Origin of the sequence: Butyricicoccus sp. (assembly GCF_050872565.1) — a bacterium.
Taxonomy (GTDB): Bacteria; Bacillota; Clostridia; order Oscillospirales; family Butyricicoccaceae; genus Butyricicoccus_A.
In genome coordinates this window covers 1-5,637 of the sequence record NZ_JBNMHC010000134.1, presented here as the reverse complement: position 1 = coordinate 5,637, position 5,637 = coordinate 1, and the positions used below count along the sequence as shown (strand labels likewise).

6 protein-coding genes are annotated in these 5,637 nt (G+C 52.5%); all 6 read right to left on the bottom strand.

Translation table 11 applies throughout. The features are described 5' to 3' along the window. The coding region (gene priA, locus ACR0P9_RS06850) for a replication restart helicase PriA (protein ID WP_432618582.1) at nucleotides 1–2,220 on the bottom strand (2,220 nt) is incomplete at its 3' end. Beyond that, nucleotides 2,217–3,425, bottom strand: a complete 1,209-nt coding sequence (coaBC, locus tag ACR0P9_RS06845; RefSeq protein WP_432618580.1) for a bifunctional phosphopantothenoylcysteine decarboxylase/phosphopantothenate--cysteine ligase CoaBC — start codon at nucleotides 3,423–3,425, stop codon at nucleotides 2,217–2,219. The genes priA and coaBC, both read right to left, overlap by 4 nt. Beyond that, a complete protein-coding gene (gene rpoZ / locus ACR0P9_RS06840) occupies nucleotides 3,409–3,753 on the bottom strand; it encodes a DNA-directed RNA polymerase subunit omega (protein WP_432618578.1) in 345 nt (114 codons plus the stop codon). The genes coaBC and rpoZ overlap by 17 nt, the downstream gene beginning before the upstream one ends. A gap of 34 nt (nucleotides 3,754–3,787) precedes the next feature. Next, nucleotides 3,788–4,372: a guanylate kinase gene (gene gmk, locus ACR0P9_RS06835; RefSeq protein ID WP_432618576.1), complete on the bottom strand. Its 585-nt coding sequence runs from the start codon at nucleotides 4,370–4,372 to the stop codon at nucleotides 3,788–3,790. After that, nucleotides 4,365–4,628: an extracellular matrix/biofilm regulator RemA gene (gene remA / locus ACR0P9_RS06830; protein WP_432618574.1), complete on the bottom strand. Its 264-nt coding sequence runs from the start codon at nucleotides 4,626–4,628 to the stop codon at nucleotides 4,365–4,367. Before remA ends, gmk begins: the two co-directional genes overlap by 8 nt. 12 nt (nucleotides 4,629–4,640) lie before the next feature. Then, entirely contained in the window at nucleotides 4,641–5,507 is an 867-nt protein-coding gene (locus tag ACR0P9_RS06825) for a YicC/YloC family endoribonuclease (protein WP_432618584.1), read from the bottom strand. Nucleotides 5,508–5,637 lie beyond the last annotated feature (130 nt).

The following is a 5,637-nucleotide window of genomic DNA, read 5'->3' as shown; positions in this document are numbered from 1 at the left end:
GACAGCAGATAGAGCCTGCAACACCTCCTGTTCGTCCTCTCCCACAGCTGTCAGGACGACAAGCTGCGCAATCGGCGGACATTGCAGCAAGCGGCGACGCTCTAGTTCTTCCTCATAAAACTGTTCATAATCCTGCCGGGCGGCGTTCAAAATCACAGAATCCTCTGGATGGTATGTCTGAATTACTGCATGTCCCTGTGCTTGTCTGCGCCCAGCGCGTCCTACGACCTGCGTAAGCAGCGAAAACGTCCGCTCTCTGGCGCGATAGTCCTGCGCAAACAGCGATTGATCTGCATCTACAATACCGACCAGTGTCACGCGGTCAAAATCCAAGCCTTTGGTAACCATCTGTGTGCCGAGCAGAATGTCCGCCTTTTCCTCTTCAAACGCTTCCAGCAGCTTGGCATGAGCCCCTTTGGTGCTCGTCGTGTCCGCATCCATGCGGAGAATCTTCCGCTCCGGAAACAGCTCTTGCAGCTCAGTTTCCAGCTTTTGTGTGCCAATCCCTTCCCATCTGAGATGCGTACTGCCGCAATTCGGACAGGTATGCCTGACGGGAATGCTCTTTCCGCAGTAATGACACATCAGCCGATGATTGACCGAGTGATACGTCATAGATACACTGCACGAAGGGCATTCCGGTGTCCAGCCGCACGCCGTACATGTGACCTGTTTGGCGGCACCACGACGGTTTAAAAATAAGATGCATTGATGCCCTTCTGCGAAGCACTGCTCCATCTCCTGCCGCAGGACAGGGCCAATGGCGCTGACATATCCCTGTTGAACTAAACCGCGCATATCTGCAATCGTGACGCGCGGCAATGCCGCCCCAGAATAGCGTTCACGCAGAAACAACACAGGATATTTTCCCATCTCTGCGCCGTAAAACGTCTCAATTGCCGGTGTCGCAGAGCCAAACAAGACAAACGCATTTTCTTGCATCGCGCGGTATTTCGCCACATCCCGCGCATGATACCGCGGACTGGTTTCGGATTTATAGGCATCATCCTGTTCTTCATCCAGAATGATAAGTCCCAAATTTTGCGCCGGTGCAAAGACTGCCGACCGTGTACCGACAATCACTCGCGCTTCACCGGCACGAATGCGTTTCCAGCTGTCATATCGTTCACCGACAGACAATGCCGAGTGCAGCACCGCGGTGCAGTCGCCAAACTGTGCCATAAATTTCCGAATGAGCTGCGGTGTCAATCCAATTTCCGGTACAAGCACAATCGCGCTTTTTCCCGCCTGTAGGGCACGGTCAATCAGCTTCATATATACCTGTGTCTTGCCGCTTCCTGTGACGCCAAACAGCAAAGCTGCTTCGGGATGTCCAGACAGCAGCAAAGGCTCCATGCGGTCATAGGCGTTCTGCTGCGCTGCATTCAGAATAAACTCTTGTCGTTCTGATGGACTTGGCTGTTCCGGCAGTCGGAAGGTCTCCTCCTCCCACCGATCTAACATACCATTTTTGACCATCGCCCGAAGAATGGCGTCACTCGCCCCGGTCATATACTTGAGGTCGGAGCGGCTCATGCGTCCTTCCTGTGCCAGTACACTGACAATGTCCATACGAACATGGCTGCGCCCTCGCTCTGCCATGGCCATCGCATCATCGCGCGGCATTCCCAACCGGTACATGGTGACGGTCTTGTCGTTGATGCGCCGATCAAAAGCACTGCTCTGTTCCAAGACCTTTGTTTGCAGCAGGTCTTGGATCTGTTGTTCCGGCAGCGTACCGCCGCACAGCTCCGTTAACGTTTTGACTGCAATCACACGTTTTTTCTTAGAAAAGTGCTGCAACACCGGATACTGATGCGCCAATTGCTGCCGTTTGGCTTCAGTTGTCTCTTGCGTCAGCGCATATTGCTCGGTTTTGCGAAACCACAATCCTGCCGGAAGCATCGCGCGTGCACAGTCATAAAACGTGCAAAACAGCGTGGAGCACAAATGTGCCGCCAGAGACAGCGCGTGTGCATCCAGTACCGGCGTCTCATCTAGCACGTCTAAAATGCTCTTGCGCTTGTACTGCGCCTGCGGATCACACCCCATGCGCACAACAATGGCTTCACGGGTACGGTCGCCGCGCCCAAACGGAAGAAGCACGCGCACGCCTGGCACAACAGCTCCTATCAGATTCGGCGGAATGTCATAGTCGTACAGCTTGTCAAACGCATAGGTCGCATCGGAAACAGCTACACGGCAAACATCGAATCTCATGCTTGTTTCTTTCGGTACAGAGCGACGAGACGTTCGAGCAAAATATCCGCTACGCTGTCTTTTTCCATCAGCTCCAACGGCTCTACGGTTCCGTCTCGATACAGCAGCGTGACCACATTAGTATCACCCGCAAAACCTGCACCCTCTACTTTCAAATTATTCGCGACAATGACATCGCAATTTTTCTTTTTGAGTTTCTTTGTGGAATTCTCCAGCAAATCGCGTGTCTCCATAGAGAAACCGCAAATTACCTGGTCATCTCGTCTATTTTCGCCGATTTCCGCCAGAATATCCGGATTTCGCACAAGAGAAACCGACATATCATCGTCGTGTTTTTTGATCTTGTCGTCTTGGAACTGTGCCGGACGATAGTCGCCGACAGCAGCTGCCTTAATGACCAAATCAGACTGCGGCAGAGCTTCCATCACTGCCTCGCGCATTTCGCAGGCCGAAGTAATCGGTATCATGCGCACACCATCCAGCGGTGCGAGCGAAACTGGGCCGGTAATCAACGTGACTTGTGCGCCGCGCATCTTTGCACTGCGGGCAATCGCATATCCCATCTTACCTGTGGAATGATTGGACAAGAAGCGAACCGGATCCATTGCTTCGCGCGTCGGACCAGCGGTAACCGTGACATGCATTCCTTCCATATCCTTTTCGGTCAGCGCGTCGAGAATCGCCTGTTCAATGGTCTCTACATCCGCCAGCTTGCCTTTTCCGGTATCCCCGCACGCCAAATGGCCGGATGCCGGTTCGACAAACAGACATCCACGCTGCTTGAGTGCAGCAATATTTTCCTGCACAGCTGGATGCTCATACATGTTTGTATTCATCGCCGGAGCAAACAGCACCGGTGCACGGGTAGCCAGTAGGGTTGTGGACAGCATGTCATCCGCAATGCCATGGGCATACTTGCCCAAAATATTGGCAGTCGCCGGAACGACAGCAAAAACATCTGCCGCCTTGGCGAGGGAAATATGCTCGACCTCCCACGGAAAATCGCGGTTAAACATATCTGTCACCACGCGATTGCCGGACAATACTTCCAATGTCAACGGCCGAACAAATTCACAGGCGTGTTCGGTCATAATAATCCGAATATTGATGCCTTTCTTGTGCAGACGGCTGACTAAATCACAGGCTTTGTATGCCGCAATACCACCGGTTACGCCGAGAACGACAGTTTTACCGGAAAAGTTCATCGCTGGTTCCTTCTTCGGTGTCGGTATCATCTGCCAGATCTACCGGCTGCTCTTCGCGCTCATCTGCGAACAGATCTACCTCGTTCTCTTCTGCAGCAGCGGCAACCAAATCTTCCGGCTTTTCCGGCTCCGGCTTCGGTCCCTCGCGGTATTCAATCTCACCGTCGCTGATTTCGTCCAGCGCGAGCTTTACCGGCTTATCCGGCAGTTCCTTACCGGTCGCTTCCTCTTCTGCACACAGATCGCGAGCGCGCTGTGCAGACAGATTGACCAGCAGATAGCGGTTGTTGACTTTCTTCATCAAATCCTGCATAGATGGCTTTAACATAAATAAATACTCCTTTTATAAACGCTTGTTTTTGTTATTTCAGTGTCACACGGGACGAGCGGCACGCCTCTGCCTGTATAATCGCCAGCACATCGCTGACAGCCTGTTCTACCGTGTTGTTTACGACAATATAGTCAAATTCCGGTGCGAGTGTCAGCTCATGCTTGGCCGCCCTCAGACGACGCTGCACGACTTCCGGTTCTTCTGTGCCGCGGCCTACCAATCTTCGCTCCAGCTCTTCAAAGCTCGGCGGAGCGAGGAAAATACGAACGGCTTCCGGACGTGCTTGCTTGACCTGCATGGCACCCTGCACCTCAATTTCCAACAGGACATCTCGTCCCGCCTGCAATTCTGCATCTACCGGTGCCGCCGGTGTGCCATAGCAATTCTCGCTAAACTCCGCATGTTCCAAAAATCCGCCTTCTTCGACGAGCTGCTGGAACTTCTCACGGGTCATAAAATGATAGTGTACGCCATCCTGCTCGCCCTCACGCGGCTTGCGGGTGGTCGCAGAAATCGAATAAAACAACGGCTTGTGCTCGCGCACCTGCTTGAGGACGGTGCCCTTTCCGACACCAGACGGTCCTGTGAGCACAAACAAAATTCCTTTTTCAGACATCGTTTTTCTCCTCCTCTGTACTGCGGCTGTCCATTCTGCCCGAAATCGTCTCCGGAAGAATAGCAGACAGCACAACATGATCGCTGTCCATGATAATGACCGCACGAGTGCGTCTGCCATACGTCGCGTCGATGAGCATATTGCGGTCGCGCGCTTCCTGTACGGTGCGCTTAATCGGTGCAGAATCCGGCGAGACAATGGCGATGAGACGATCCGCGGAAATCATATTGCCAAATCCAATGTTAATGAGCTTCATGGAAGGCCTCCGTTACTCAATGTTCTGGATCTGCTCGCGGATCTTTTCAATTTCAGCCTTGATGTCCACGACAATCTTTGCCATTTCCATATCATTTGCCTTAGAACCAATGGTGTTAGCTTCGCGGTTCATTTCCTGTACCAAGAAGTCCAGCTTGCGTCCTACCGGCTTTTCCTCTGCTGCCATAATCTCCAGCTGATGCATATGGCTGCGCAGGCGCACGGATTCTTCATCTACCGCGGTGCGGTCCGCGTAAATTGCCGCCTCTGCCAAAATGCGCTGCGGGTCAATCGTCGTATCTGCCAGAATCTCGTTCATGCGGGCGGTCAGCTTCGCACGATATTCCTCGACAGCCTGCGGCGAACGCTTCTCAATCTCAGCGACATAGCCAAGAATGGTCTGCTTGCGAGACAGAACGTCTTCCTTCATCTTTTCGCCTTCACGAGCGCGCATTTCGCAGAAATCTGCGCCTGCGGCTTCAAGTACCTGCAGGACATCAGCAGTCAGCTCATCGACATCTGCCTCCTGCTTTTCTGTAGAAAAGACATCTGGCAGGCGAGATGCTGCCATAACACTAATGTCGTCCTGCATCTGATACGTATCGCACATCTCATGCAGCAGCTCCAGATAATTCTCCAGCAACTTATGATTGAGCGAAATCTTCACATCGTCGGATGCGCTGGCATCAATCGTGACATATACGTCCACTTTGCCGCGGGCAATCATCTTGCCAACAGCCGTCTTTACTGCTTCTTCCAAAAAGCCGTACATGCGCGGAGCCTTTACATTGACATCCAGATAGCGGTGGTTGACAGAACGAAGCTCAACGGTGATGTCGCGGTCATGCAGCATCTGTCGAGCTCGTCCGTATCCAGTCATGCTTTTCAAGGAAATTCCTCCTATTTGATGATTTTTGCGTCCCTTTTTCTGTTCGCTATACGCTTGAAAAGGGTTCTCTAGTATATTGTAACAGCCCGCCTTGCTTTTGTTCAAGCAAAACGGGCCATTT